The 25,308-nt window shown below is 70.5% G+C and carries 21 protein-coding genes, 2 tRNA genes and 1 pseudogene; 11 read left to right on the top strand and 13 right to left on the bottom strand.

Going from position 1 to position 25,308, the window contains the following annotated elements; translation table 11 throughout:
* Window positions 1-7 precede the first annotated feature (7 nt).
* The gene (locus tag QM779_RS00485) at window positions 8-2,416 is read right to left on the bottom strand and encodes a family 78 glycoside hydrolase catalytic domain (protein WP_428530150.1); all 2,409 of its coding nucleotides are present in this window, start codon (window positions 2,414-2,416) and stop codon (window positions 8-10) included.
* A 129-nt stretch (window positions 2,417-2,545) separates the two neighbouring features.
* On the opposite strand from QM779_RS00485, the gene QM779_RS00480 reads away from it, so the two are divergent.
* From QM779_RS00480 to QM779_RS00465, 4 genes are all read left to right on the top strand, one after another.
* Window positions 2,546-3,853 carry an MFS transporter gene (locus QM779_RS00480; protein ID WP_428530148.1) on the top strand — a complete coding sequence of 436 codons (1,308 nt, stop codon included), beginning with the start codon at window positions 2,546-2,548 and terminating at the stop codon, window positions 3,851-3,853.
* Window positions 3,854-3,923: 70 nt separating this feature from the next.
* The gene (locus tag QM779_RS00475) at window positions 3,924-4,553 is read left to right on the top strand and encodes a TetR/AcrR family transcriptional regulator (RefSeq protein ID WP_428530146.1); all 630 of its coding nucleotides are present in this window, start codon (window positions 3,924-3,926) and stop codon (window positions 4,551-4,553) included.
* 68 nt (window positions 4,554-4,621) lie between these two features.
* The gene (locus QM779_RS00470; RefSeq protein ID WP_428530144.1) at window positions 4,622-5,212 is read left to right on the top strand and encodes a hypothetical protein; all 591 of its coding nucleotides are present in this window, start codon (window positions 4,622-4,624) and stop codon (window positions 5,210-5,212) included.
* 10 nt (window positions 5,213-5,222) lie between these two features.
* Window positions 5,223-6,506: a VOC family protein gene (locus QM779_RS00465; protein ID WP_428530142.1), complete on the top strand. Its 1,284-nt coding sequence runs from the start codon at window positions 5,223-5,225 to the stop codon at window positions 6,504-6,506.
* A gap of 31 nt (window positions 6,507-6,537) precedes the next feature.
* Here the strand turns inward: QM779_RS00465 and QM779_RS00460 are convergent, their stop codons facing one another.
* The gene (locus QM779_RS00460) at window positions 6,538-7,998 is read right to left on the bottom strand and encodes an MGDG synthase family glycosyltransferase (protein WP_428530140.1); all 1,461 of its coding nucleotides are present in this window, start codon (window positions 7,996-7,998) and stop codon (window positions 6,538-6,540) included.
* A 100-nt stretch (window positions 7,999-8,098) separates the two neighbouring features.
* Between QM779_RS00460 and QM779_RS00455 the strand changes: the two genes are divergently transcribed.
* Window positions 8,099-8,172, top strand: a tRNA-Asp gene (locus QM779_RS00455).
* Between the two features lie 22 nt (window positions 8,173-8,194).
* Window positions 8,195-8,268: transfer RNA gene (locus tag QM779_RS00450), tRNA-Phe, on the top strand.
* Window positions 8,269-9,034: 766 nt separating this feature from the next.
* On the opposite strand, the gene QM779_RS00445 is transcribed toward QM779_RS00450, so the two are convergent.
* From QM779_RS00445 to QM779_RS00425, 5 genes are all read right to left on the bottom strand, one after another.
* The gene (locus tag QM779_RS00445; RefSeq protein ID WP_428530138.1) at window positions 9,035-10,741 is read right to left on the bottom strand and encodes an ABC transporter family substrate-binding protein; all 1,707 of its coding nucleotides are present in this window, start codon (window positions 10,739-10,741) and stop codon (window positions 9,035-9,037) included.
* 195 nt (window positions 10,742-10,936) lie between these two features.
* Window positions 10,937-13,060, bottom strand: a complete 2,124-nt coding sequence (locus tag QM779_RS00440; RefSeq protein WP_428530136.1) for a dipeptide ABC transporter ATP-binding protein — start codon at window positions 13,058-13,060, stop codon at window positions 10,937-10,939.
* On the bottom strand, window positions 13,057-13,977 hold the full coding sequence (locus QM779_RS00435) for an ABC transporter permease (protein WP_428530134.1): 921 nt from the start codon (window positions 13,975-13,977) through the stop codon (window positions 13,057-13,059). The genes QM779_RS00440 and QM779_RS00435 overlap by 4 nt, the downstream gene beginning before the upstream one ends.
* Window positions 13,974-14,954 (bottom strand): ABC transporter permease, encoded by a 981-nt coding sequence (locus tag QM779_RS00430; protein WP_428530132.1) that lies wholly within the window; start codon window positions 14,952-14,954, stop codon window positions 13,974-13,976. Before QM779_RS00430 ends, QM779_RS00435 begins: the two co-directional genes overlap by 4 nt.
* A gap of 40 nt (window positions 14,955-14,994) precedes the next feature.
* Window positions 14,995-15,423: an RDD family protein gene (locus tag QM779_RS00425; protein WP_428533009.1), complete on the bottom strand. Its 429-nt coding sequence runs from the start codon at window positions 15,421-15,423 to the stop codon at window positions 14,995-14,997.
* Window positions 15,424-15,629: 206 nt separating this feature from the next.
* Between QM779_RS00425 and glnA the strand changes: the two genes are divergently transcribed.
* Window positions 15,630-17,060 (top strand): type I glutamate--ammonia ligase, encoded by a 1,431-nt coding sequence (gene glnA, locus QM779_RS00420; protein ID WP_428530130.1) that lies wholly within the window; start codon window positions 15,630-15,632, stop codon window positions 17,058-17,060.
* Between the two features lie 103 nt (window positions 17,061-17,163).
* Here the strand turns inward: glnA and QM779_RS00415 are convergent, their stop codons facing one another.
* The 4 genes from QM779_RS00415 to QM779_RS00400 form a co-directional block, all read right to left on the bottom strand.
* Window positions 17,164-18,141: a hypothetical protein gene (locus QM779_RS00415; RefSeq protein ID WP_428530128.1), complete on the bottom strand. Its 978-nt coding sequence runs from the start codon at window positions 18,139-18,141 to the stop codon at window positions 17,164-17,166.
* A gap of 85 nt (window positions 18,142-18,226) precedes the next feature.
* Window positions 18,227-19,372, bottom strand: coding sequence for a Gfo/Idh/MocA family protein (locus tag QM779_RS00410; RefSeq protein WP_428530126.1), 1,146 nt, complete (start codon window positions 19,370-19,372; stop codon window positions 18,227-18,229).
* Window positions 19,369-19,821: a heme-binding protein gene (locus tag QM779_RS00405; RefSeq protein ID WP_428530124.1), complete on the bottom strand. Its 453-nt coding sequence runs from the start codon at window positions 19,819-19,821 to the stop codon at window positions 19,369-19,371. The genes QM779_RS00410 and QM779_RS00405 overlap by 4 nt, the downstream gene beginning before the upstream one ends.
* Complete coding sequence (locus QM779_RS00400) at window positions 19,818-20,825, bottom strand: LacI family DNA-binding transcriptional regulator (protein ID WP_428530122.1); 1,008 nt, start codon at window positions 20,823-20,825, stop codon at window positions 19,818-19,820. Before QM779_RS00400 ends, QM779_RS00405 begins: the two co-directional genes overlap by 4 nt.
* On the opposite strand from QM779_RS00400, the pseudogene QM779_RS00395 reads away from it, so the two are divergent.
* The 4 genes and pseudogenes from QM779_RS00395 to QM779_RS00380 all read left to right on the top strand — a co-directional run.
* Window positions 20,813-20,914, top strand: a pseudogene (locus QM779_RS00395) (hypothetical protein); the annotation flags it as partial. The gene QM779_RS00400 and the pseudogene QM779_RS00395 sit on opposite strands and share 13 nt — an antisense overlap.
* Window positions 20,915-20,962: 48 nt before the next feature.
* The gene (locus tag QM779_RS00390; protein WP_428530120.1) at window positions 20,963-21,949 is read left to right on the top strand and encodes a zinc-binding dehydrogenase; all 987 of its coding nucleotides are present in this window, start codon (window positions 20,963-20,965) and stop codon (window positions 21,947-21,949) included.
* 167 nt (window positions 21,950-22,116) lie between these two features.
* The gene (locus QM779_RS00385; RefSeq protein ID WP_428530118.1) at window positions 22,117-22,950 is read left to right on the top strand and encodes an MBL fold metallo-hydrolase; all 834 of its coding nucleotides are present in this window, start codon (window positions 22,117-22,119) and stop codon (window positions 22,948-22,950) included.
* Window positions 22,951-23,036: 86 nt separating this feature from the next.
* Window positions 23,037-23,429, top strand: coding sequence for a VOC family protein (locus tag QM779_RS00380; protein ID WP_428530116.1), 393 nt, complete (start codon window positions 23,037-23,039; stop codon window positions 23,427-23,429).
* Between the two features lie 309 nt (window positions 23,430-23,738).
* Here QM779_RS00380 and QM779_RS00375 read toward each other — a convergent pair whose 3' ends face one another.
* Window positions 23,739-24,470 carry a phosphotransferase gene (locus QM779_RS00375; RefSeq protein WP_428530114.1) on the bottom strand — a complete coding sequence of 244 codons (732 nt, stop codon included), beginning with the start codon at window positions 24,468-24,470 and terminating at the stop codon, window positions 23,739-23,741.
* A 43-nt stretch (window positions 24,471-24,513) separates the two neighbouring features.
* Window positions 24,514-25,275 (bottom strand): decaprenylphospho-beta-D-erythro-pentofuranosid-2-ulose 2-reductase, encoded by a 762-nt coding sequence (locus QM779_RS00370; RefSeq protein WP_428530112.1) that lies wholly within the window; start codon window positions 25,273-25,275, stop codon window positions 24,514-24,516.
* Window positions 25,276-25,308: the final 33 nt, after the last annotated feature.

Genomic DNA, 25,308 nt, shown 5'->3' with positions numbered 1-25,308 from the left:
TCGGAAGTCAGGATCGGGGAGCCGGGCAGGTGAGCTGTGCGCGCTGGCGCAGGCGGCAGGTGCGGCCGTCCGGAAGGTCGACGTCGGCGATGGTCCCGACAGGAAGGTCGACGTCGAGGACGAAGGTGGGCCCGTCGATGCGCCATGCGACAGTCAGCGGACCGGACGCGGTCTGCTGGGTGCTGGACGCCGAGGTGATGCCCGGCAGCGGCGTCGGGGCGATCCGGATCCGTCGGTAGCCGGCCTCGGCCGCCGTCGGGAACTCCGGCAGCCGCAGTCCGACGAGGTGGGTGTGCAGGAACGAGGCGACCGCGCCCTTGCTGTAGTGGTTGAGCGAGCCGGTGGCGGTGCCGTCGGGGGCGACACCGTCCCACCGCTCCCACATCGTGGTGGCGCCGGCTTCGAGCATGCCGAGCCAGGACGGCTGGCCGGTGCGGGTGAGCAGCCGGCCGGCAAGGTCGGCGTGACCGTGGTCGGCCAGGGCGGGCAGCAGCATCCCGGTGGCGAGGAAGCCGGTGTTGAGCCTGTCGTCGTTCGCGTGGACGAGGGCGGCGAGCCGGTCGGCGACCGGTTGGCGCAACCCCTCCGGGACGAGGTCGAACGCGAGGGCGCGCACGTAGTGGGCCTGGCGCTCCTCGGCCAGGGTGCCGTCGGGGAGCAGGTACTCGGCCTGCCACGCGTCACGCGCACCCTCAGCGATCTGCTGGTAGCCCGCCGCGACCGCTTCCTCGCCGAGGACGCGGGCCGTGGCGGCGGTGATCGCGGCTGACCGGTGCAGGTACGCGGTCGCCACGATGCCGTGGTCGACCGACGCGTCCGGGGCGGGCGGCACGTCGGGTTCGAGCCACTCGCCGAAGTGGAAACCGGTGTCCCACAGGTACCGCTCGTGGGCAGCGGGGACGGGACGGGCTGCGGCCCGGTCGGGGTGGCGGCGGGACGCGGCGCACCCCGCGGCGTAGTCCACCCACCGGCGCATCGCGGGGAACTGCCCGGCGAGCCCCCCGAGGTCGCCGTAGGCGCGCCACAGCTCCCACGGCACGATCGCGGCCGCGTCGCCCCAGCCCGCCGACCCGGCCGACGCATCCTCGAAGGCCACACCGGAGGGCCGGTCCCCACCCGGGTTCGGCACGATGGTCGGGATCCGTCCGTCGGCCCACTGATCGGCAGCCAGGTCGCGCAGCCAGCGACGCGAGAAGGCGTCCACGTCCGCCATGAGGGCCGCCGTGGCGACGAAGACCTGCCAGTCGCCGGTGAACCCGGATCGCTCCCGCTGCGGGCAGTCGGTCGGGAGCGCGCACGTGTTGTCGCGCAGGCTCCAGCGGACCACCTCGTGGAGGCGGTTGAGGCGCTCGTCCGAGCACGTGAACTCGCCGGTCCTCGCGAGGTCGCTCTGCACGACCACAGCCGTGGCGCCGGACAGGTCGAGCCCTTCCGGCACCCCGTCGACCTGCACGTAGCGGAAACCGTGCGTGGTGTGGCGCGGCTCGAACACCTCGCCCGGCCGCCCGGCCGAGACCACCTCGTCGACCTGGCCGGCGGGCAGGAGCTCGTGGCTGGCGAAGTCGAAGGCCCGCAGGTGGTGGGTCGTCACCAGGCCTGCGGGATCGAGTGCCTCGCCATGGGTCAGGGTGAGGTGGGTGCCGGCAGGACCGAGGTCGACCAACCGCACCCAGCCGTTGACGTTCTGCCCGAAGTCGACGACGACGGTCCCCGGGCGCGGACGGCTGAGGCCGTCCACGGGGACCTCCTCCACCCGACGGACGGGCGGCGCCGAAGGGGCGACCAGCCGACCGGGGTCGACAGCGCCCGCATCCGCCGACACGACGACGGGGCGCCAGCCGCCATCGTCGGTTCCGGTGAACCACCCGGGGTCCAGGGCGCGCAGGTCGACCGCCTGCCCGTCCATCAGGTCGGCGCGGGTGATGTGCGAGGGCCGCGACCGCCAGGTCGCGTCGGTCGCCGTCAGCGGTTCGCCGTCCTCGCCCACCACGGCGGCCAGGAGCCCCGTCCGCGTCCCGAAACCGTCCGCCCGTCGCTCGAAGCCGTGGCGTCCACGGAACCAGCCGTCCGAAAGGACGACGACGAGCGTGTTCACCCCCGACTCGACGAGGTCGGTCAGCTCGTGGCGCTGGACCTCGAGCCGCCGGCGATAGGCCGAGAACCCGGGAGTGAGCTCCTGGTCTCCGACCCGCACCCCGTTGAGGAACACCTCGTAGATCCCGTGCGCGGTGGCGTACAGCCACGCCGGCGCTCCGCCGGCGGCGTCGAACCGGCATCGCACCAGGTACGCGGGACGCTGACCGGGCGGTGCGACCGCACCCTCCTCGGGCGAGATCCAGAGGGCCGTCGCCAGCGCCTCCCGGACGCGCAGGTCGCCCAGCTCGCCGGGCGCGGTGGCAAGGGTGGGAGCGGTCACGGGTCCTCCTCGGTGAGGTGATGCTCTTTTCTACCAGTTGTTAGGTAACTCTTGTCAAGATGGTTTGCGTATTGCTAGCTTCTGTTGCCGAGGACGCCGAACCGTCCTCCAAGCAAAGGAGCTTCCACTGTGACTGCCACACCCTCTTCCTCGCTCGGCGTCGGGACGGATCCGCTGGTCCCGGACGCCGACGCCCAACCCACCTTCCGCAATCCCGGCAGCGGAGTCGTGACCGTGATCGGCGCCGCCTCCATCTCGCTCATGGCAGCCCTGCTGAGCGTCGGCATCCTGACCATGCCGCTGAAGGCCACCGCCATCGACGCCCAGGGCTCGACCACGATCATCGCCGTTGCGAACGTCGTCGCCGGCGTGATCGCGCTGCTGCTGAACCCGGTCATGGGCCGGATCAGTGACCGGACCCTGGGGCGGTTCGGTCGCCGGCGCCCCTACGTCCTCGTGGGCTCGCTGCTGCTCGCCGTCGGTGCGTTCACCGTCCTTCAGGCCACCGGTGTCGCGCTCGTCGCACTCGGTTGGGGCGTGATGACGATCGGGCAGATCGCCGCCCAGGCCGGCACGTTCGCCCTCGTCCCCGACCAGTTCGCGCCCGAGCGTCGCGGTGTCGTCTCCGGCATCATCGGCGTGGCCGGGAGCGCCGGTGCGATCGTCGGGCTGTTCCTCGGCTCGCTGTTCTCCCCCAACCTCGCCCTGATGATCATGGTGCCCGCAGGGCTCGCCGTCCTGTGCAACCTGCTCCTGGTCGCCGTCGTCAAGGACGATCCGATCCGGGCCGAGGACCGTCCCGCCCTCGCCCTGCGGGAGGCCTTCGGCACGTTCTGGGTCAGCCCCCGGCAGCACCCCGACTTCGCCCTCGCGTTCAGCAGCCGGTTCGCCGTCTTCTGGGCCATCGCCGCGGTGAACGCCTACCAGGCCGTCTACCTGATCATGGGCCTGCACATCAGCCCGGCCGACATCGCCGGCAAGATGTTCATCGCGAACCTGATCTCCGGCGTGCTCGCGATCGTGTTCGCGACCGTCCTGGGCAAGGTCTCCGACAAGGTCGGACGCCGCAAGCCCTTCGTCGTCACCGCCGCCGCCGTGTTCGCCGTCGGCCTGGTGCTGATCACCATGGCCACCTCGTTCGAGGCGTTCCTGGTCGGCGTCGCGGTGATGGGCATCGGCATGGGCGTCTACCTCGCCGTCGACTTCGCGCTGATCACCCAGGTGCTGCCCGACCCGAAGAACCCGGCCAAGGACATCGGCATCATGAACCTGGCCAGCTCGCTGCCCAACATCGTCGTCCCCGCGGTCGCGCCCGCACTGCTGGCCCTCGGCGCCAGCACCACCTCGCCGGCGAACTTCACCGTCTTCTTCGGCGTCGCCGCCGTGGCGGGCATCATCGGCGCCATCCTGATCGTGCCGATCCGGCGCGTCCGCTGATCGTGACGTCCGGGGAGGTCCGACCCTCCCCGGACGGACGAATAGGGTGAGGGCCAGAAGGAGAACCACGATGCCCCTCACCGACGACGTCCCGGTCAAGCGGAAGGTCAACCGCCAGGCCGAGGCGAGCGCCCAGCGCCGCCAGCAGATCATGGACGCCGCGGTCGCCGCCTTCACCGAGGCCGGCTTCAACGGCACGTCGATCCGTGAGGTGGCCATCAGGGCGGGGATGTCCCACACTGGCGTGCTGCACCACTTCCCCGACAAGACCGCGCTGCTCGAGGCCGTCCTCGACCGCTACCTCGAGGGTGGCCTCCAGGAGGTCCGGATCGACCCCGACGACGGGCTCTCCCTCCTCCGGGGACTCGTCGCCCTCGCCGAACACGACCTGACCGACCCCGACAGCCTGCGCATGTACCGCATGCTGTCCAGCGAGGCGCTCTCACCCACGCACCCCGCCCACGGCTACTTCACCCGCTGGTACGCCCAGGTGCGGGACTGGGCCACCACCGGGCTGGAGGACCTCCGGCGCCGCGGCCTGTACGCCCAACCGGACCTGCCGATCCCCGACGCCGCCGCCCAGATCGCAGGGATGCGGGACGGGCTCGACCCCCAGTGGCTCCTCGACCCCGCGGCGATCGACCTCGTCAAGGCGGTGCGCTCCCAGGCCCAGCTCTACGCGACGGAGCGAATCGACTGACGGTTCCGCGCCTCTGGTCGCCACCGGCCCGCAGACGTAGCCTTGGTGTCACCTGTGAGGAGCGGCACATGAGCGCACGAATCCTGGTCTTCTCGTCCCTGGTCGTGGGTCTGGTCTGGTCCGGCATCGGAGCCACCGTCCCTGCCCAGGCGGCCACGGCGGTGACAGTCCCGACCATCGCACCCGCCCCCGTACCCGCAGGGGGCAAGGTCCTCGTGAAGGCCAGGGCGTCCGTCCAGGGTGAGGTGAAGATCGTCACGAAGTGGATCTCGGTCTGGAACTCTGCCGGCACGCGGATCGTCACGCGGAAGAAGTCGGCGTGGCTGGCCGCCGGCACCTACTCGGTCAGGACCGTCGTGAAGTACCGGGTGCGAAAGGCCAACGGCAGCCTCTCCGGCGTCCTCCAGCGGCAGCGACGGCAGGCGGTCGAGGTCGCCACGACGACCGCCACCTGCGCGACCGCCCAGGACGCCGAGCGGGTCAGGATCGGCGACACCCACACCATCGTGTACTGGAAGCTGTACTCCCACGGCACCCTCGACACCCGGGGCAGCAACTACGAGCGCTGGAAGTACCCCCTGTGCGGGAGCGACACCCAGTGGGTGTGGGTCGAGTTCAACGCCCGCGGGAAATCCCGCGACACCGCCTGGACCGAGTGAGGCGGGTGACGTGGCCACCCTGACCCCGCAGCAGTTCGAGCGGTCGGACGGGACGCGCGACTGGCGCGCCCTCAACGCGGGCGCCGACACCTGGTACGACACCGGCTCCCACGTCGCCGGCGCACGGTTCGTCCGCAGGGTGGCCGACCTCGCGGAGTCCGCCGGGCACCACCCCGACATCGACGTGCGCCCGCTGGGCGTCCACCTGCGGGTGTTCAGCCACGACGTGCGCCAGCTCACCGAGCGCGACGTGGCCCTGGCCCGGCAGATCTCGGACGCGGCCGCCGACCTCGGCCTGCGCTCCGACCCGTCCGCCGTGCAGCGCCTGCAGATCGCCATCGACGCCACGGACGCGGCAGCGGTCGCGCGCTTCTGGCAGGCCGCCCTCCGCTACGAGCTGGTCGCCGATGACCGGTTGGCCGATCCGCTGGGCCGCCAGCCACGGATCTGGTTCCAGGAGATGGACGCTCCGCGTCCCCTGCGCAACCGGATCCACATCGACGCGGGCACGCCGTGGGAGCTCGTCGCCGACTCCACCGCCGCGCTGTTGGCCGCCGGCGGGCGCATCGCCTACGAGAACGAGTGGTGGCGCACGATCGCCGACGCCGAGGGCAACGAGGCCGACGTGTTCCCGCTCGCCGCAGAGCACGGCACCTTCGAGGACCCGGGTGCCAGTGACTGGCGCACCATGCTGACCGCGGCCGTCCACTACCCGACCGGCTCCTTCCTCCAGGGCGTGGAACTCGTCGAGGCGGTCGCCGCCCTGGCCGACGATGCCGGCCTGCCGCTGATGGTCGACCTGCGCTACTCCGGGGTGACCGTGGACGGCGGCAAGGACCAGCACGACGCCGAAGGCTTCGTCGAGCTCGCCCGCGCCGTCCAGTCGGCCGCCCACGACCTCGGTCTGGTCGCCGATCCGACCGGCGTGCGGGACTTCCAGGTCGGCATCGACGCCCTCGACATCCCCCCGGTCGAGGCCTTCTGGCGGGCCGCGCTGGGCTACGTCGCCGATCCCCGTCCCGGACTGCACGACCTCTACGACCCGCGGCGGCTGAACCCTCCGGTGTTCTTCCAGCAGATGGAGGAGCCCCGCGAGCAGCGCAACCGCCTCCACCTCGACCTGTTCGTGCCCGACGATGAGGCCGAGGCCCGGGTGGCCGCGGCGATCGCTGCGGGAGGTCGGGTCGTGTTCGACGCCGAGGCGCCCGCGTGGTGGACGCTGGCCGACCCCGAGGGCAACGAGCTCGACATCGCCGTCACGGTCGGGCGGGCCGTGCGAGCCGCGCAGGCCTGAGCCCGAGGCCCGGAGGGACGGTCCGGCCCGATCAGGGCGCGAGCAGCCGCTCCCCCGGCGCGAGCACGTCCAGCGTCCTCTCGTCCTGCTGGGCCAGCAACCAGCGTCCGGTCGAGGCCAGGTCGAAGTTCTCCGGCTGCCAGCGCAGCGCGTTCAGGTGCGTCCCCACCAGGTGCACCGAGCGCGACCACTCGCGCACGCCGAGCACCTCCAGCTCCGCCTCGGTCACCAGCGCCAGGGACTCGTGCGTCTGCGGGTCACGGAGCGTCCGCAGCCGACGGGTACCCTCCGCGTCCAGCGCGGCCACCCCGTCCTCGACCGACTGCATCATCGAGCGCTGCGCGTCCCTGCTGATCCACAGAGGCACTGGCCCGCAGGCGAGCGACGTCCTCGCCACGTCGCGGCCCGCCTCCGGGCGGCCCACCTGGCGCGCTGCGTCCGCCATCCCCTCCAGCCGCTGCGGATCCGCGAGGAGCTGGTCGATCTTGTAGCCCACCGTCGTGGCGTAGTTGCAGCGGACGGCCGCGCCGGACTCCAGCAGGTAGTCGGCGTTGCGCACCTCCTGGCCAGGAATCGGGTTCACCAGCACCATCGGCAGGCCCGCGGCCATGCACTCCGAGGACGACAGCCCGCCCGGCTTGCCGACGAACAGGCTCGACACCCGCATCAGGTCGGCCATCCGGTCGGTGAAGCCGAGCACGACGACGTCGTCCTCGCGTCGGGCCTCGGCCACCAGCAGCTCGACCTCGGCCTTGAGCTCGGCGTTGCGTCCACATACGATCACGGCCTGGAACGGGTGGGCCATCCGCAACACCTGCCGCACCACCTGCGTCGTGTACGAGCCGCCCGCCGCGCCGGCGGAGATCATCACGACCGGCACGTTCGCCCGCAGCCCGAACTCCGCGCGGACCGCGGCCGCGTCCACCGGGTCGGCCAGCCCCCTGCGGACGGGGATGCCGCTCGCGCTCACCCGGTCCTCCGGGATGCCGATGCTGGTCAGGTACTCGCGGGTCTCCTCGCGGGCGGCGAAGAAGTGGTGGAACGGCGACGTCAGCCACAGCCCCTGGAAGTCGTAGTCGGTGGTGACCACCGTGAGCGTCGTCTGCAGCTGCCTGCGGGCGATCATCAGCGACACCAGCCGCGCGGGCAGGAAGTGCGTGCAGATCACGACGTCGGGGTTGTAGTCGCGCAGCTCACGGACGAAGGAGACCGTGTTCAGCTGCTCCAGCCACTGCAGCGGGGACGCGGCCAGCTTGAACGGCGGATCGGCGTTGTCGTAGCCCCACCCGACCAGCCACGGCACCTGCGCCACCAGCTGGAAGTAGGCGTCGTCGTAGAGGCGGTTGAACACCTCGTTCGTGGTTTCGAGGATGTCGAGCCGGCGCACTTCGTCGCCCGGCTCCAGCCCGTCCAGCCCCGCCTCCACCGCGCTCGCGGCCATGTTGTGGCCCGAACCCACCCCGGCAGCGAGGATCATCACCCGGCGTCCCATGCCGCTCAGGGTATCCACTCGACGCCGATTTTCCCCCGCGCGAGCGGGTACGTTATAGTTTCCGGGCTGGCCGGGGCACACCGGTCGGTGAGGCCCACAAGGCCCCGTAGCGCAGTTGGTTAGCGCGCCGCCCTGTCACGGCGGAGGTCGCGGGTTCGAGTCCCGTCGGGGTCGCTGGAAGCGCAAACGCTTTCTCGGCCAGGTAGCTCAGATGGTAGTAGCGTTCGCCTGAAAAGTGAAAGGTCGCCGGTTCGATCCCGGCCCTGGCCACATTCGCGCGATGGAATCCGATTCCATCGCGATTTTGCATTTTCGGGGTCATGGAAGACGAGATCCCGGGTCAAGCCCGGGATGACAGGGCCGAGGGCCGCCACCGTGGGAAGACGAGATCCCGGGTCAAGCCCGGGATGACAGGGACCAGGGCCGCCACCGTGGGAAAACGAGATCCCGGGTCAAGCCCGGGATGACAGCGTCGACACTACGGTTCGTGTCGGCGGCCCTTCGTGACGCGGGTCCTGAGGAGCCGGCGAGGAACGAGCCGGCGTCACGAAGGGCGCTGCGCTCGCTCCTCAGGGACCGTGACGACCCACCCGAGGTTGTCATCCCGGGCTTGACCCGGGATCTCCACGAAGACCAACCGCACCCTCACACGGAGATCCCGGCCTCCGCCGAGATGACAGGGTCGACCCTACGGTTCGTGTCGGCGGCGCCCTTCGTGACGCTCGCTGCGCTCGCTCCTCAGGGACCGTGACGACCCACCCGAGGTTGTCATCCCGGGCTTGACCCGGGATCTCCACGGAGACCAACCGCACCCTCACCCGGAGGTCCCGGCCTCCGCCGGGATGACAGCGTCGACACTACGGTTCGTGTCGGCGGCCCTTCGTGACACGGGTCCTGAGGAGCCGGCGAGGAACGAGCCGGCGTCACGAAGCGCGCCGTGCTCGCTCCTCAGGGACCGTGAACGCACGGCTGAGCGGACACGCGAAGAGGGGCCGGGCCTTTCGGCCCGACCCCTCTCCTTGCTGGTGGTGTCAGCTCACTTGGTGAAGCCGACGTTCTCCCACTTCGGGACCTGGGCCATGCCCATGGCGCCGATGTTGGCCAGCTTCTCCCGGACGCCGATCAGCATCGGGCGCTGGTACAGCGGAAGGGTGTGCACCGACTCCCAGATCGCCTGCGCGGCCTGGTTGCCGAGGTCGGCACGCTTGGTCGCGTCCATCTCGGTGTCGATCTGCGGGATCAGCTCGTTCACCTTGGTGATGTCGAGCTGGGCGAAGTTGGAGTCGTTCGCCTTGAAGTCGTCACCGGTACCGGTGCCGCCGTAGATCTGGCCGATATTGCGCAGCGGGTACGGCGTGCCGATCCACGAGAACGCGATGATGTCGAAGTCGTGCTTGGTGAGCACGCCCGGCCAGTCCTTGTTCGTGTCGACCGTCTTCAGCTTCAGGTTGACGCCGATCTCCTTCAGGCTCTTCTGCGCCTGGAGGCCCTCGTTCTCCGAGGCGGCCACGCCGCCCAGGACCGCGAAGACCACGTCGAGCTCCTTGCCGTCCTTTTCGCGGTAGCCGGTGGAGTCGTTCATCGTCCAGCCGGCGGCGTCGAGGGTCGACTTCGCCTTGTCCGGGTTGTAGTCGATGCCGGTGGCCTTGGCCTGGTCGACGTAGCCCGGCTGATTGGCAACGTACAGGTTGTTGTTCAGCGGCACCTTGTCGCCGGGCAGGCCGGCGAGGTCGGACTGTGCGATGACGGTCCGGTCGATGCCCATCACGATCGCCTGGCGGACGTTCTGGTCGGACAGCACCGGCGACTTCGAGTTGAAGGTGAAGTGCCGGAAGTTCGGGCCGGCCGCGACGCGCACGACGGAGTTCTGCGCGCTCTTGGCCTGCGCGTAACCGTCCGGGTCAGCGCCGATGTCGTAGTAGTCCAGCTCCTGGTTCGCGAACGCGGACGCGAGTGCGTCGGACTGGATGTTCTTCCAGGTCAGCTTGGTCAGCAGCGGCTTGTTGCCCCACCACTTCGCGTTCGGCTCCATCGTCACCGTGCCGCTGGTCTTGTCCCAGTTGGTCACCGTGAACGGGCCGGAGAACCAGGCGTCGTTGTAGTCGGCCCAGCCGTCGTTGAAGACCTTCGGCGTCGCGGCGCTCTCGGCGCGCAGCGGGCCGCCGGCCACGATCGCCGTCCAGTCCGGGTAGGTGGACTTGAACGTGATCACGACCTGCTGGGGGCCGGTGCCGGCCTTCACAGAGGTGATCTGGTTCCAGCCATCGGTGGACGCGGCGGCGAAGTCCTTGTTGGACCCGTTCTGCGCCTTCCAGGTGGCGATCCAGTCGTCGGCGCTGATCACCGTGCCGTCGTTCCAGACGGCCTTCGGGTTCAGGTCGAGCGTGATCACCAGGTGGCCGTCGGTGACGGCCTCGTTGGCCGCGGTGAGGTAGTCGGTGTTGATCACCGGGGTGCCGTCACCCTTGTAGTCGTAGTACGTCGGACGGATCGGCGCCTCGAGGAACACCAGTTCCGCGTCGTTGCCGGTCACGTTGAACTGGTTCCAGGTCGAGATCTCATGGCTGATCGAGCCGATGAACTCGCCACCCTCCGCGAGCTGGTCGCGCGCGGTCTCGTTGATGTCCCAACCGCCGGCGGCGGGGGTTGCCGTCGTCCCTGCGGTCGAGCCCGACGTCGCGGTCTGCGACGGCCCACCGCAGGCGGCCATGGTCAGAGCCAGGCCTCCGGCAATGATGGGCATCAGGATTCTTGAAGCCTTCACATTTCCTCCATGTGCGTGATGGCGGGCCCACGACATGGTGGCGGCGCGGGCCTTGGCCATACGGATAGCACTTGACGATACCCGCTGGGCGCCCGCGCCCCACAATGCGGCGTGTAACGACCTGCTAACGAATTCCGCACCCGGTGGACTCCAAGGCCATCCGGACGGCGCCGACTAGGACTGCAACGGCGCCACGAGCTCCTTCTCCCCCGGCACTTCGGTCGGGAAATGGCACGCGGACTCGTGGTCGGCGCCCTGGGTGGTCAACAGCGGAACGACCTCGCGGCAGCGGGCCTGGTCGGCCTCACCGAGGGCGGCGTAGCGGAAGCAGCGCGTCCGGAACTTGCAGCCGGACGGCGGGTCGGCGGGGCTGGGCAGGTCGCCGGACAGGACGATCCGCTGGCGCGTCCGCTCGGTCTGCGGGTCGGGGATCGGGATCGCCGACAGCAGCGCCTGCGTGTACGGGTGCACCGGGTTGGTGTAGACCTCATCCACCTGGCCGATCTCCACGATCGAGCCGAGGTACATCACGGCCACCCGGTTCGCGATGTGCCGGATAACTGCCAGGTCGTGCGCGACGAACAGGTACGACAGCCCCAGCTTGCCCTGCAGGTCCTCCAGCAGGTTGATCACGCCGGCCTGGATCGAGACGTCCAGCGCCGAGACGGGCTCGTCGAGCACCATCACCTTCGGCTCCAGCGACAGCGCTCTGGCGATACCGATGCGCTGGCGCTGCCCACCGGAGAAGTGCTGCGGGTACCGGTCGGCGTGCGCCGGCTCCAGCCCGACCAGCCGCAGCAGGTCGTGGACGCGGGTCTCGATCTCGGCCTTCGGGTAGCCGAACACCCCCATCGGCTCGGCGATGATGTCGAAGATGGGCATCCGCGGGTCCAGTGAGGCCATCGGGTCCTGGAACACGACCTGCAGGTTGCGCCGCAGCTGCTTGCGCGTCCGCCGGTTCAGCGTGGACGTGTCGTTGCCGAGCACGTTCACCGTCCCCGCGGTCGGCCTGCCCATGTTCAGGATCTCCAGCAGCGTCGTGGTCTTGCCGCAGCCGGACTCCCCCACCAGCCCGAGCGTCTCGCCCGAACGAATGTCGAGGTCAATCCCGTCGACGGCGTGCACGGTGCCGATCCTGCGCCGGTAGATGGCGCCCTTCATCAGCGGGTAGTGCCGCTTCAGCCCGTCGAGCTGCAGCACCACGTCCCGCTCCTCGCGCGGCGTGCTGGCGAGCTCGGACGTGGTCAGCTCGGGCGCGGGGTACAGCTGCGCGTGGGTGGCACCTTCCAGCTCGTCGAGCCGGTGGCAGGCGGCCAGGTGGTCCATCGAGTCGGTCGGCTCGAGTTCCGGCTCCACCTCCGAGCACTTCGCGACAGCCATCGGGCAGCGCGGGACGAACGGGCAGCCCGGCGGCAGGTCCACGACCGAGGGCGGGTTGCCCTCCAGCACCGGCAGCGCCCCTGTCGCCGTCTCGTCCAGCCGCGGCACGGTGCCCAGCAGGCCGATCGTGTACGGCATCCGCGGCGCGTAGAAGATGTCGTCGACGCCGCCCTGCTCGACCGGACGCCCCGCGTACATCACGACCACCCGCTCGGCGGTGCCCGCCACGATGCCCAGGTCGTGGGTGATCATGATGATCGCCGCGCCGGTCTCGCGCTGTGCGGTCTTCAGCACCTCCAGCACCTGCGCCTGGATCGTGACGTCCAGCGCCGTGGTCGGCTCGTCGGCGATGATCACGTCGGGGTCGTTGGCGATCGCCATCGCGATCATCACGCGCTGGCGCATACCGCCGGAGAACTCGAACGGGAACGACTTCACCCTGACCTTCGGGTTCGGGATCCCGACCAGGTCGAGCAACTCGATCGCGCGGTCCCACGCCTTGGCCTTCGACAGGTCGTAGTGGGCCTGGATGGCCTCGACGATCTGGTCGCCGACCGTGTACACCGGCGTCAGGGCCGACAGGGGGTCCTGGAAGACCATCGCGATGTCGCGTCCGCGGATCTTGCTGAGCGCGTCGTCGCTCTGGCCGAGCAGCTCCTCGCCGTGCAGCCTGATCGAGCCGCTGATCCGGGTGGTCGGCGGGTGCAGGCCCATCACGGCCAGCGACGTGACCGACTTGCCCGAGCCGGACTCGCCCACGATCGCCATCGTCTCGCCGGCGGCGAGGTCGAAGCTGAGCCCGCGGACGGCCCGGACGGGACCGGCCTCGCTGGGGAACGTGACATGCAGGTCGCGGACGCTGAGGACGGTGTCGCCGGCCTTGGTGCGGCGATCCTTCACCTGGGTGGAGATACTCATGCCTGGCCTCCCGACGCCGAGCTGGGATCGAGGGCGTCGCGCAGGCCGTCACCGACGGCGTTCACGCACATGACGAGGAAGACCAGCAGGAAGGCCGGCCCGAGGAAGATCCACGGGTAGGTCGTGGCCATCCGTGCGCCCTCACCGATCAGGGTGCCGAGCGAGGTGTCCGGCGCCTGGACGCCGAAGCCGAAGTACGACAGGCCGGTCTCGGACAGGATCGCGTAACCGACGTTGAGGGTGGCGTCGATGATCAGCAGCGACGACGCGTTGGGCAGGATGTGCCGGACGATGATCCGGAACGCCGACAGCCCCATGAACCGGGCGGCCAGGACGTACTCGCGCTCCTTGATCGACAAGGTGAGCGAGCGGACGACACGGGCCGACAGCGGCCACGCGAAGGCGGCCAGCAGCACGACCAGCAACATCCAGGCCGCGTCCCCGGATGGTGCCCCCCGCGAGGCGACGGCGATCAGGAAGAAGCTCGGCACGACCAGCAGCAGGTCGATGATCCACAGGGCGGCCTTCTCGTACCAGCCGCCCAGGTAGGCGGCGGACGCACCGACCAGCGCGGCGATGGACGTCGACAGGATCGCCACCAGGAAGCCGATCAGCAGCGACTTGCCCAGGCCCCGGACCGTCAGCGCGAGCACGTCGCGTCCGGCCTGCGTGGTGCCCAGGATGTGCGCGGAGTCCGGCGGGTTGAGGAACGCGTTGGTGTCGATGTCGTCGAACTTCCAGTACAGGAAGAACGAGCCGAAGATCGCGAGGAAGATCAGGAACAGGATCCCGAACGCCCCCACGACGGCAGCCTTGTTGCGCAGGAAGCGCCGGAAGATCAGCTGGCCGCGGGAGAGCCGCTTGGCCGGCTTGGCGGCGACGATCTCGGTCAGCACGGGGTCTGTGGCAGCGCTCATGCGAGCCTCACTCGGGGGTCGAGAATCGCGACCATGATGTCGGAGAGCACCGCGCCGGCGAGGACGCAGACGCCGGCGAACGCCGTCACCGCGACGACGCCGTTCACGTCCCGGTTGGTGATCGTGTCGACGCCGTACTGGCCGATGCCGGGGAAATTGAAGATCCGCTCGGTGTAGGTGGCTCCGACGAACATCGTGGCCACGCTGAACGCGACGTAGGTGCCGGTCGGGATGAGTGCGGTGCGGAGCGCGTGCTTCATCACGGCCTTGCGCTGGGGCAGGCCCTTCGCCCTGGCCGTGCGGACGTAGTCCGCGCCGAGCGAGTCGAGCATCAGGTTGCGCTGGATCCGGCTCATCGACGCCGCCCCGATGACGATCAGGACCAGCGTGGGCAGGAACAGGTGCTGCAACCGGTCGACGAGTTCGGCGCCGGGGTAGTCGCCCACCGTCCCCGTCTCGCCGATGAACTCGAAGATCCGGGTGCCGGTCACGTTGTTGAACCAGGTCGCGCTGATCTGGGTGACGTGGCCGATCACGAACGCCGGCGTGGAGATGATCAGCAGCGACAGCGCGGTGATCGTCCGGTCGCTCACCTTGTACTGGCGGGTGGCGGTCCACGCCCCGGCGGCGACGCCGATCACGATGCCGGCGATGGTGCCGATCAGCAGCAGGCGCAGGCTGACCCACATCCGGGTGCTGATCTGCTCTGCGACGTTGACGCCGGTCGGCGAGTACCCCCAGTCGCCGTGCAGCACCCCGGTGAGCCAGACCCAGTAGCGCTCCAGGAGCGGCACCTGGTCACTGAGGTTGTACTGGCGCAACTGCGCCTCGACGATTGCTGGGTCCACCGGCGGCTGGCGCACGGCCCACAGGGCTCGAGGATTCAGCTGCGTGGCAGCCAGCAGGAAAGTGAGCGAAACCGCGACGTACAGCAGTACGAGGTAGTTCAGCAGCCGCTTCCCGATGTAGCGAACCATGCAGGGAACGTAGCGCAGGGACCCGACTTCCCCAAACGGCTCAGCGTGATCTGGCCCTGCGACTGACCACGACGGTACCGAGGACGAGGTCGTTGAGAGCCCTCCGTTCGGCCCCGATCACGACCGTGGGAAGGACGAGGCAGATCATCGCGGCACGGGCCAGGGCACGGGGCCAGCCGAGGCGTTCCCCGTCCAGCCTGGCGATGCCGATGCCGGCGATCAGCTGACCGAAGCTGCCGCCGGCGAGGGCTCCCAGGACGGCGCTCTCGACGAAGAAGACCGCGAGCACCATCCAGGCGCGCCAGCCGCCGCCGGTCAGGACGCCGGTCCCGAACAGGAACACCGCGACGACCATGCAGACGCCCCAGTCGAGGACCAGGGCGGCGATCCGGGAGAGCCAGGACGCCAGCGAGCCCGGCCCGGCCTCCGGCAGGCCGATGCTCGAGCCCGGGTACTCGTCGGTCTGCACACTCGCCACGCCCCGAGCTTAGGGGACGACCCGTGGACGGATCCCGGGCCCGGGCGCGGCGCTGGCATGCTCGTGCCACGGCACCGGGAGTGGCCCGGGAGGCGTCCGCCCAGCGCGTTACGCCGCTGAAACATGGACGCAACTCCATGGTTACCGCTGGTGCCTAGCGTGTGCTTCGTTCGATTCCCTTACGTGTGGAGGACCCAATGTTCCAAGGCGCCGACGACCTGTTGGCCTACATCAAGGACGAAGGCGTCGAGACCATCGACGTCCGGTTCTGCGATCTCCCGGGCGTGATGCAGCACTTCACCGTGCCCGCCCAGTTCTTCGGTCCCGAGGTGTTCGAGGACGGCCTGTCCTTCGACGGCTCCTCGATCCGCGGGTTCCAGAAGATCCACGAGTCCGACATGACGCTCATGCCCGACCCGTCCACCGCGTTCGTGGATCCCTTCCGGCGGTCGAAGACGCTGGTGGTCAGCTTCTTCGTCCACGATCCGCTGACCAAGGAGCCGTACAGCCGCGACCCGCGCAACATCGCCCGCAAGGCCGAGAACTACCTCGCGTCCACCGGCATCGGCGACACCGCGTTCATGGGCCCGGAGGCCGAGTTCTACGTCTTCGACTCCGTCCGCTTCGAGACCAAGTCGAACGCGAGCTTCTACTACATCGACTCCGAGGCGGGCGCCTGGAACACCGGCGCCGAGTCCGACACCGACGGCCGCGGCAACCGCGGCTACAAGGTGAAGTACAAGGGCGGCTACTTCCCCGTCCCGCCGGTCGACCACTTCGCCGACCTGCGCGACGACATGGTCCGCAACCTGATCGACGTCGGCCTGACCATCGAGCGGGCGCACCACGAGGTCGGCACCGCCGGCCAGGGCGAGATCGCAACCAAGTTCGACACGATGCTGACCGCGGCCGACAACCTGATGAAGTACAAGTACATCGTCAAGAACACGGCGTGGGCGGCGGGCAAGACCGCGACCTTCATGCCGAAGCCGATCTTCGGCGACAACGGCTCGGGCATGCACGTGCACCAGTCCATCTGGAAGGGCGGCGAGCCGCTGTTCTACGACGAGGCCGGCTACGCGAACCTGTCCGACCTGGCCCGCTGGTACATCGGCGGCCTGCTCAAGCACGCCCCGGCCGTGCTGGCGTTCACGAACCCGACCGTGAACAGCTACCACCGCCTGGTCCCCGGCTTCGAGGCCCCGGTCAACCTGGTCTACAGCAGCCGCAACCGCTCTGCGTCCATCCGGATCCCGATCACCGGCTCGAACCCGAAGGCCAAGCGCCTCGAGTTCCGCTGCCCCGACCCGTCGTCCAACCCGTTCCTGGCGTTCCCCGCCATGCTGCTGGCCGGCCTCGACGGCATCCAGAACAAGATCGAGCCGCCGGCTCCGGTCGACAAGGACCTCTACGAGCTGCCCCCGGACGAGCACGCCCAGGTCGCCACCGTCCCCGACTCGCTCGGTGCGGTGCTGGACGCGCTGGAGGCCGACCACGACTTCCTGCTCGCCGGTGACGTGTTCACCCCGGACCTCATCGAGACCTGGGTCGACATGAAGCGGTCGGACATCGACGCCATCCGGCTCCGTCCGCACCCGCACGAGTTCGAGATGTACTACGACATGTGATCGCTCCGCAATCGCATCTCTCGTGCACGAAGGCCAGTGGCCCGGGTTCGCCCCGGGCCACTGGCCTTTTCCTGAGCCACCGCACGGCAGTTCGGCGCGGGGTTCAGCGCGGCGGGAGGCTCGGTGACGCGTTCAACGCCGCGCGGAAGTCGGCGAGCTTGACGGGGGTGTCCAGCGGCCAGGACGCCGTCGAGTTCAGCTCGGAGTCGAAGTAGATGAGCGCCTGGCCTCCGGCCTCTGCCAGTGCGTTGCGCACCTCCTGGATCCACTTCGGGTGCGCACTCGACTGTTCGTCGTCGATGCCGGTCTCGGCCAGCCCCCAGGCGACCCCTTGCGTCCTCGCCCACGTCGAGAGCGAGACGAGGTACGTGCGGGAGAACTGCTCGGCGCTGAGGCCTCCCTTCCCCGAGGCGGAGGCGTAGAGGTCGAACCCGGCGAGGTCGACCGTCGTGTGCGGCCAGATCTCGCCGAGACCGAACTGGGCCGGGCGGTGGAACTGGTTCCAGCCGGTCAGGATCACCGTGAACGCCGCGTTGGGCGCACCCGAGCGCAGTTCTGGCCCCAGCCGTTCCTGCGTCACGCGCAACGCCTCGATGTCGGGCTGATCGTTCTCGGGCTCATGGTGGAACGCGACCCAGACCGGGCCGGGCAGCCGGTTGAGGGCCGCCGCGACACCCCGGGCCCAGTCGTCCCCCCGTCCCGCTGCCATGTCGACCCAGGGATAGGGCAGCTTGAAACTCAGCCAGGGGATCCGGCCCGCCGAGAGGTCCTGCCGTGCGGCGGCCACCGCCGCGTCCAGCTGGTCGGCCTGGTAGTAGGTGCGATGGACCGCCAGCTGCCGCCCGAGTTGCTGCTCGAGCGGGGTGGGATCGCTGTTGCCGCCGACCGCGGCACCGACCAGGGGCCCGCAGTCGCCGATGCCGCGCGCGTTCACCCGGCAGCCGTTCGAGAGCAGGTAGTGGTCGGGGTGGGACCAGACCGGCACCTGCTCGCCGAGCGTCGTCGCCTGGGACGCCAGCATCACGGTCCCGGCCGCGAGGATGAACGCGGCGGTCCGGGCTCCGCGCCAACCTCTGCGCACCGCTCCTCCTCCCGACGTGCGATCGCGCAGTCGGGCCTGCGCTGTCGGCTGCCCCATTGTGACGCGGTGCGGCAACCTTGCGGGACTACAGCGTCGCCTCCTTCGGGTTCCAGCCCTCGGGGAGCAGCGGGACGGGGCTCGTGGTGCTCGCGATCGGAACCGTCCTACCGGTCGCGATCGACTCCTCCATCGAGGCCATCACGTCGAGGATGTGGTAGCCCAGCTCTCCGGACGCGACCGGCGTCCCGCCCGTGCGGACGCAGCGGGCGAGGTCGAGGGCGCCCGCGCCCCGGCTGAACGTCTCCGCGGGCACCGGCAGCGAGATCCACTCCGGTTCGGCCTGCAGGTTGGCCAGTGTCGCCGGTCGCGTCAGCCGGACCTCGCCGCCGAAGGTGTTCGGGTCAGGGACGAGCAGCGTCGCCTCCGTCCCGGTGATCTCGACGTAGCCCATGCGGGCCAGCGGGGAGTCGAAGCTGAGCAGGCTCTGCGCGATCCCGCCACCGGCGAACGCGGCGACGGCCGACACGGTGCTCGGCGCCACCACCGGGAACTCCGTCCCCGCCCGCTCGCCGACCTGGATCGTCCGCGTGGCGCGGCTTCGCGTCCCGACGGCGCTCACGCTCGTGAACGACCCGAACACCTGGGCCAGCGCGGTCAGGTAGTACGGCCCCACGTCGAACAGCGGGCCCGCGCCGGCCGCGAACAGGAACTCCGGGTTCGGGTGGAACAGGTCCGGCCCCGGGTACTCGAACACGGTCCGGGCCGCGAGCGGGGCACCGATGTCGCCCCGCTCGATCGCCCTGCGGACGGTCTGGAAGCCGGGCCCGAGCAGCGTGTCCGGAGCCACGCCGACCAGCAGTCCCGCCCGCGCCGCGTCGTCCAGCAACTGCCGCGCGCTCTCCCTGTCGATCCCGATCGGCTTCTCCGACCAGACGTGCCTGCCCGCCCCGATCGCCGCCGACGACACCTCCGCGTGGACGGCGGGGATGGTCAGGTTCACCACGAGTTCCACGTCAGGGTGGGCCAGCACATCGTCGGGCGTGCCCCAGCCGGGGACCCCGTGCTTCTCGGCCTGGGCCTTGGCCCGCCCGGCGTCGAGGTCGCCCACCACGACCACCTCCACATCCGGGAAGCTGGTCAGGTTGTCCAGGTAGGTGTCGCTGATCATGCCGGCGCCGATCAGGCCGACGCCGACCCGTCCCATCCGTCCGCCGTGGGTCTGCGCGGTCATTCCGCTGCTCCTTCGCGAGAGAGTTCACCGAGGGCGGCGACCGCGAGGTCGTGGTCCTCGTTCGATTCCATGCCGGAGACGGCCAGCACGCCGACCAGGGCGCCCCGCACCCGGATCGGCACCGCCCCGCCGGCGGGGAAGTAGTCGGCGGCCGGCAGCCCGAACGCGGCGAGGAACCCGAGCGGGTCGCCGTCCGCGCCGACGTAGCGCTGCCACACCTCCAGCGACGACACCCCGAAGTGCCACACGATCCGGGTCTTGCGTTCCGCCCAGCGATCGTTGTCGGCGCTGCTGCCGGGCAGGCCCGCGTGGAACGCCCGCTGGGCCCCGAGATGGACGCTGACCGCCACCGGCAGAGCGTTCCTCCGGCACGCCTCGACGAGGTTGCGGCCCAGCCGCCACGCCTCGTCGTGCCCGAACCGCTCGAGGTCGGGGATGTCGATCGTCATGCTGTCTCCCTGCTTCCCTGCGCCACGCCGACGCTGGCGCGCTCCACGAGTCGTACCGAAGGGACGAAGGCGCCCGGCTCCCCGCCCTCGCCGAGGCGGTGCAGACAGCGGGCCCACAGGTCGTCGGCGAAGCCGAGGGGGTCCAGTCGCACCGTGGTCAGCGGCGGACGGATGAACGGTGCGAACACCTCGTCGTCCAGGCCGATCACCGACAACGCGTTCGGAACGGCGACACCCAGGCCGTCCGCGGCGGCCACGCACGCGGCGGCATGGACGTCGTTGAAGCAGGCCACTGCCGTCACTGGCTCCGGGCCCGTCAGCCACCCGGCGAGCACATCGGCGACCGCGGGAACGCTCGCCGCCAGCCCGCCGAGCACCTCCCCCACCCTCGGTTCGGGCAGGCCGAGCGACCGGCAGGCTTCCCGGAAGCCCGCCGTGCGAGGCTCGGCGAACCGGCGCAGCGACGGCTCGCTGGTGGTCAGGTAGCCCAGCCGGGAGTGCCCACCCCCGACGAGGCGTTCGGCCTGCACGCGCGGCGAGGGGTCGGTGCCGGGGTGGCCGGGGTCGGCCTCCACCAGCGGCACCCCGACGGTGGCCAGCACCTCGCGCTCGGCCGCGCTGAGCGGGTCCAGCGCGATCAGGATGCATGGCTCGAGGTTGGCCAGGGTCGCGGCGAGGTCGTCCGGGCCGGGACGCCGCCAGACGACCAGCGACCGGCCGGACGCGGCCACGTCCGCGGTGAGCCGGTCCTCGACGTCGGTGATGTTCGTGCTCCACGGCATGCCCGAGTTCACGAGGACGACGAGGTGCGAGCGTCCGCCCCGCAATGCCCGCGACGCCGCGTTCGGCACGTAGCCAAGCTCGTGCGCGGCGGTGAGCACCCGCTGCCGGGTCGCCTCGGGGATCGACTGGTCCGCCCGGCCGTTCAGCACGTAGCTGACGGTCGCCCGCGACACCCCGGCGCGTCGCGCCACATCGGTGCTCGTGCTGCGCTCTCGCGGCATCTGACCCTCCTTGCTTACACGTGAAAGTAGAAGCGCGAGGTCTTCCGGTCAAGAGCATCACTTGCACGTGTCAGTATCCGGACGGATAACCCGGGCCTATCGTTGCCGGGCAGGGAAGGGGTCAGATGGTTGGGTCGATGCGCGCGGTGGTGCTGGACGGGCCGGGCCCGGCCTCCGAGCTCGTGGTGCGCGAGCTGCCCGTCCCCGAGCCGGCGCCGGGGTGGGTGCTGATCCGGGTGCACGCCTTCGGGCTGAACCGCTCCGAGCTGTACACCCGGCTGGGGTTCTCCGGGGACGCGGTGACCTGGCCGCGCGTGCTGGGGATCGAGGCGGCCGGTGTGGTCGCCGCCGCACCGGGCGGCGAGTTCGCACAGGGCCAGCAGGTCGTCGCGATGATGGGCGGCATGGGGCGCAGCTTCGACGGCGGCTACGCCGAGTACACCTGCGTCCCCGCGGGCCAGGTGATCGCGTTCACGTCCGACCTTCCCTGGCAGGTGATCGGGGCCGTGCCGGAGATGCTCCAGACCGCCCACGGGTCGCTCACCGTCGGGGTGGACGCGCGGGCCGGACAGACGCTGCTCGTCCGCGGCGGCACGTCCTCGGTCGGGATGGCCGCGGCAGTCCTGGCCAAGCGGAAGGGACTGACCGTGCTGTCCACGACCCGCAGCCCTGCCAAGGCGGGCGCGCTCGAGGAGATCGGCGTCGACCACGTGGTCATCGACGACGGCGCGATCGCCGAGGCGGTGCGCGCGATCGTTCCCGAGGGGGTGGACGGTGCCGTCGAGTTGGTCGGCGCCCCGACCCTGTTCGACACGATGGCCGCCACCCGCGTCCACGGCACGGTCTGCTTCACCGGGATGCTGTCGAACCAGTGGACCATCCCCGACTTCTACCCCATGGACATGCCCAGGGGCGTCCGGCTGACCGCCTACTCCGGCGACGCCGCCGACCTCCCCGGTGCCGTACTGCAGGGCTTCCTCGACGACATCGCCGCCGGGCGCGCCCTCGTCCCCATCGACCGGGTGTACCGGCTCGACCAGGTACCGGAGGCCCACGAGCGGATGGAGAGCGGGCAGGCGACCGGCAAGCTCGTCGTCCTCACCGAACCCACAGGAACGGCCTGAGGTCAGCACAGGCACCGGGGGTTGAGTAGTCCTCAGCAACGAAGAACCGGCACCTCGGGAGGTAGATGACGACAGCCAACCTGATTTCCCCTTCATGTGTCACGGCCCCGTCGATCCCTCGGCGGGGCCGTGGGCTGCCGGGGGACGGTGGCGTCGTCGCGTCCCGAATGGCCCTAGCCTTGGGGCATGCCGACCGGGGACGCCTCCTGATGGAGGTGCTGCTGCTGGGCACCGGTGCGGCCGACGGGGTCCCGAACCTGTTCTGCCGGTGCGCGACCTGCACGGACTACCGCGAGCGTGGCGAGCTGCGGACGCCGACGTCGGCGCTGGTGGACGGACGCCTCCTGATCGACCCCGGCCCCGAGGCGCCGCGGCAGGTGGCGAGGCTGGGCCGTGACCTCGTCGGGCTGGACGCCGTCGTGGTCGGCCACGTCCACGACGACCACCTGGACCCGGCCGTGCTCCTGCACCGGTCCTGGGTCACCGCCGCCCCGCTGGAGGTCGCCGGACCCGCGCCGGTGGTCGCGTGGGCGCGGCAGTGGCTCGACGCCGACCAGACCGCCGTGACCTTCCGAACGGTGACCGCGGGCGAGGAGTTCGAGCTCGCCGGTTACCGGATCACGGCGCTGCCGGCGAACCACGAGGCGTTCGGCGAGGCGCTCTGCTACCTGGTCGGGGACGGGACGTCCACCCTGCTCTACGCGAGCGACACCGGGCTCCTTCCGGAGGCGGCGTGGGAGCTCCTCGGGGGTCGCAGGGTCGACCTGGTGCTGCTCGAGGAGACCTTCGGGACCCGTTCCGACAAGGGCGACCAGCACCTGCGGCTGGACACGTTCGCCGCGACGGTGGCCAGGCTGCGCGAGGTCGGTGCCGCCGACGAGGTGACGCGGGTGGTCGCCGTCCACCTCGGGCACGACAACCCGCCCCTGGCCGGGCTGCGGGCTGAACTGGCCCGGTGCGGGGCCGAGGCCGTGCCCGACGGCACCGCGATCGTGGTCTGAGCGGCGGTCGCGAGGCCCCGTGCGGCGGTGGAGTTGAGCGGGCATGACGGCGACAATGGTGCGCACCGTCACGTGAGAGGACTGCCATGACCTGCCGGATTTCCCACGTCACCGTCGACTGCGACCAGCCCTACGAGCTCTCGCTGTGGTGGGAGCAGGTGCTCGACTACCACGCCGACCCGGACGACCCGAACGAGCCCGACCACGAGGAGTGCCTGCTCCTGCCGCCCGGCGGCGGCCAGGGCGTGCTGTTCATCAAGGTTCCCGAGGCGAAGGCGGTGAAGAACCGGCTGCACTTCGACCTGCGTCCGACCGACCGCACGCGCGACGAGGAGATCGAGCACGTCCTCGGCCTCGGTGCCACCTTCATCGCCGACCACCGCGGCATCCACGGCCCCGGCACCGGCTGGGTGGTCCTCGCCGACCCCGAGGGCAACGAGTTCTGCATCCTCCGCTCCGACGCCGAGCTGACCGCCTGATCTCCGAAGCTCCGCCCATCCCTGTCATCCCGGCGAAAGCCGGGATCTCCGCGTCCATGTGCGGCCACCCCGAACCGGAGATCCCGGGTCAAGCCCGGGATGACAGCCCCACCCCCACCGACCGTCCACCACAAGGTGGACGCATTGACGCGACTACGCCACACTTCCGTCCACCTTGTGCCTCGGCGGCGTCCTCGCACCGACAAAGTGGACGGAAACGCGTGACTACGCCGCACATCCGTCCACGACAACGTGGACGCCACGTGCCAGCCACCACCGGCGCGAGGGACGGACCTGGCGAATCCTCGCCTACTCGGCGTTCCAGAGGCGGGTGTAGAAGTCCTGCTTGGCCGGGTCCGGGTCGATGCCGTAGGCCGCCAGGAACGCCGGCTCCCAGCCGGGGCCGAAGTTCCAGCCGAGGCTGAGCAGCGCGGGGGCGAGGTCGGCCCAGCGGTCGCCGACGCCGAGCCGACCGAGGTCGACGTAGCCGACGCAACGCCCGTCCGCATCGAGCAGGAAGTTCGGGTTGCACGCGTCCCCGTGGCAGACGACGGGGTCGAGGTCCGGCCACGCCCCGAGGTGGTCGGCGGGGAGTCCCCGGTACGCCAGGCGGCCCGCGACAGACCACTCCCAGCGGCAGGAGTCGACCGGCACCACCTCGTGGAAGCGGCGCAGCGCCCGTCCGAGCTCGGGCACGACCCGTTCGGGGTGGGACCGCCAGCCGCCGAGGACGGCCGAGGTCGCCGGAATGCCCGCGGTCCGGAACCAGAGGTTGCCCGCCGCGTCCCGCCCGTGGCCGAGCGGACACGGGGCCGTGACGAACGCACCCACCCAGCCGAGCCGCTCGGACTCCGCCACCGGGTCGAACTCCGCGTGCGGCGGCCCGTACTTCACGTACTCCGCGCCGTCGCCGACGCTGAACGTGACGCCGCCGATCTCGTTGCGCCACACCGGCGAGACCCGACGCCCCGCGGCGAGGTCACGGACGACCCCGGGCACGACCACGCCGTCGAGCCGGGTGTTCGGGTTGTCAGAGCTCATCGGCACGGCGACGGGGGGATCGACAGGAACCGTCCCCAGCGGTTCAGATCGGGAGCAGGCGGAACAGCGGCGCGGGGACGTGCTTGAGCGCCCACATCACGAACTGGAACGGCGCCGGCACCCAGATCAGCGTCCTGCCGTTGCGGGCCGCGTCCACCACCTGGGTGGCGAGCTGGTCCGGGTCCACCGTCAGCGGGGCCTCCTTCACGTGCGCCGACATCCGCGTCCGCACCTGGCCAGGACGCACGACCAGCACCTTCGGGCCGAACGGCTCCAGCGCCTCGCCGAGCAACCGGTAGAACCCGTCCAGCCCCGCCTTCGTCGAGCCGTAGACGAAGTTCGAGCGCCGGACGAGCTCGCCCGCGACGGTCGACATCGCGATGATCTGGCCGTAGCCCTGCGCCTTCATCCGCTGGCCCAGCAGGACGCCGACGCTGACGGCACCGGTGTAGTTCACCTGCGCGATCTGGACGGCCTTCGACTGGTCCTGCCACAGCTCCTCCGCGTCCCCGAGCAGGCCGAAGGCGACGATGGCGACGTCCACGTCCGCGATCGCCCAGGCGGCGTCGATCACCCCGGCGTGCGTGTCGAACGCCGTCGCGTCGAAGTCGAGCGCGTCCACGTCGCTGGCGCCGGCGGCCAACAGGTCGGCGATCGTCGCGTCCCGCCGCTCGTCACCGGGCTGCACGCCCAGCACGACGCGCGATGGCTGCTTCGCCAGGTACTCCTTGACGATGGCCAGGCCGATCTCGGACGTCCCGCCCAGCAGCAGGACGGTCTGGGGGTTGCCGGTGGCGTCGATCATGGTGTTTCTCCTCGGGAGATCCCGGGTCGGGGC

Source organism: Propionicimonas sp. (genome assembly GCF_049840635.1).
GTDB lineage: Bacteria > Actinomycetota > Actinomycetes > Propionibacteriales > Propionibacteriaceae > Propionicimonas.
The sequence above is the reverse complement of the archived record's forward strand: the minus strand, read 5'-3'. Positions and strand labels throughout refer to the sequence as shown.

What these genes read in the sequence shown, in the direction of transcription:
- QM779_RS00435 (WP_428530134.1), bottom strand. Translation starts at nt 13,977, where the DNA reads ATGAGCGCTGCCACAGACCCCGTGCTGACCGAGATCGTCGCCGCCAAG.
- QM779_RS00410 (WP_428530126.1), bottom strand. Translation starts at nt 19,372, where the DNA reads ATGACCGCGCAGACCCACGGCGGACGGATGGGACGGGTCGGCGTCGGC.
- QM779_RS00380 (WP_428530116.1), top strand. Translation starts at nt 23,037, where the DNA reads ATGACCTGCCGGATTTCCCACGTCACCGTCGACTGCGACCAGCCCTAC.
- QM779_RS00405 (WP_428530124.1), bottom strand. Translation starts at nt 19,821, where the DNA reads ATGACGATCGACATCCCCGACCTCGAGCGGTTCGGGCACGACGAGGCG.
- QM779_RS00475 (WP_428530146.1), top strand. Translation starts at nt 3,924, where the DNA reads ATGCCCCTCACCGACGACGTCCCGGTCAAGCGGAAGGTCAACCGCCAG.
- QM779_RS00390 (WP_428530120.1), top strand. Translation starts at nt 20,963, where the DNA reads ATGCGCGCGGTGGTGCTGGACGGGCCGGGCCCGGCCTCCGAGCTCGTG.
- QM779_RS00375 (WP_428530114.1), bottom strand. Translation starts at nt 24,470, where the DNA reads ATGAGCTCTGACAACCCGAACACCCGGCTCGACGGCGTGGTCGTGCCC.
- QM779_RS00385 (WP_428530118.1), top strand. Translation starts at nt 22,117, where the DNA reads ATGGCCCTAGCCTTGGGGCATGCCGACCGGGGACGCCTCCTGATGGAG.
- QM779_RS00460 (WP_428530140.1), bottom strand. Translation starts at nt 7,998, where the DNA reads ATGGGACGCCGGGTGATGATCCTCGCTGCCGGGGTGGGTTCGGGCCAC.
- QM779_RS00400 (WP_428530122.1), bottom strand. Translation starts at nt 20,825, where the DNA reads ATGCCGCGAGAGCGCAGCACGAGCACCGATGTGGCGCGACGCGCCGGG.
- QM779_RS00445 (WP_428530138.1), bottom strand. Translation starts at nt 10,741, where the DNA reads ATGCCCATCATTGCCGGAGGCCTGGCTCTGACCATGGCCGCCTGCGGT.
- QM779_RS00470 (WP_428530144.1), top strand. Translation starts at nt 4,622, where the DNA reads ATGAGCGCACGAATCCTGGTCTTCTCGTCCCTGGTCGTGGGTCTGGTC.
- QM779_RS00440 (WP_428530136.1), bottom strand. Translation starts at nt 13,060, where the DNA reads ATGAGTATCTCCACCCAGGTGAAGGATCGCCGCACCAAGGCCGGCGAC.
- QM779_RS00370 (WP_428530112.1), bottom strand. Translation starts at nt 25,275, where the DNA reads ATGATCGACGCCACCGGCAACCCCCAGACCGTCCTGCTGCTGGGCGGG.
- glnA (WP_428530130.1), top strand. Translation starts at nt 15,630, where the DNA reads ATGTTCCAAGGCGCCGACGACCTGTTGGCCTACATCAAGGACGAAGGC.
- QM779_RS00430 (WP_428530132.1), bottom strand. Translation starts at nt 14,954, where the DNA reads ATGGTTCGCTACATCGGGAAGCGGCTGCTGAACTACCTCGTACTGCTG.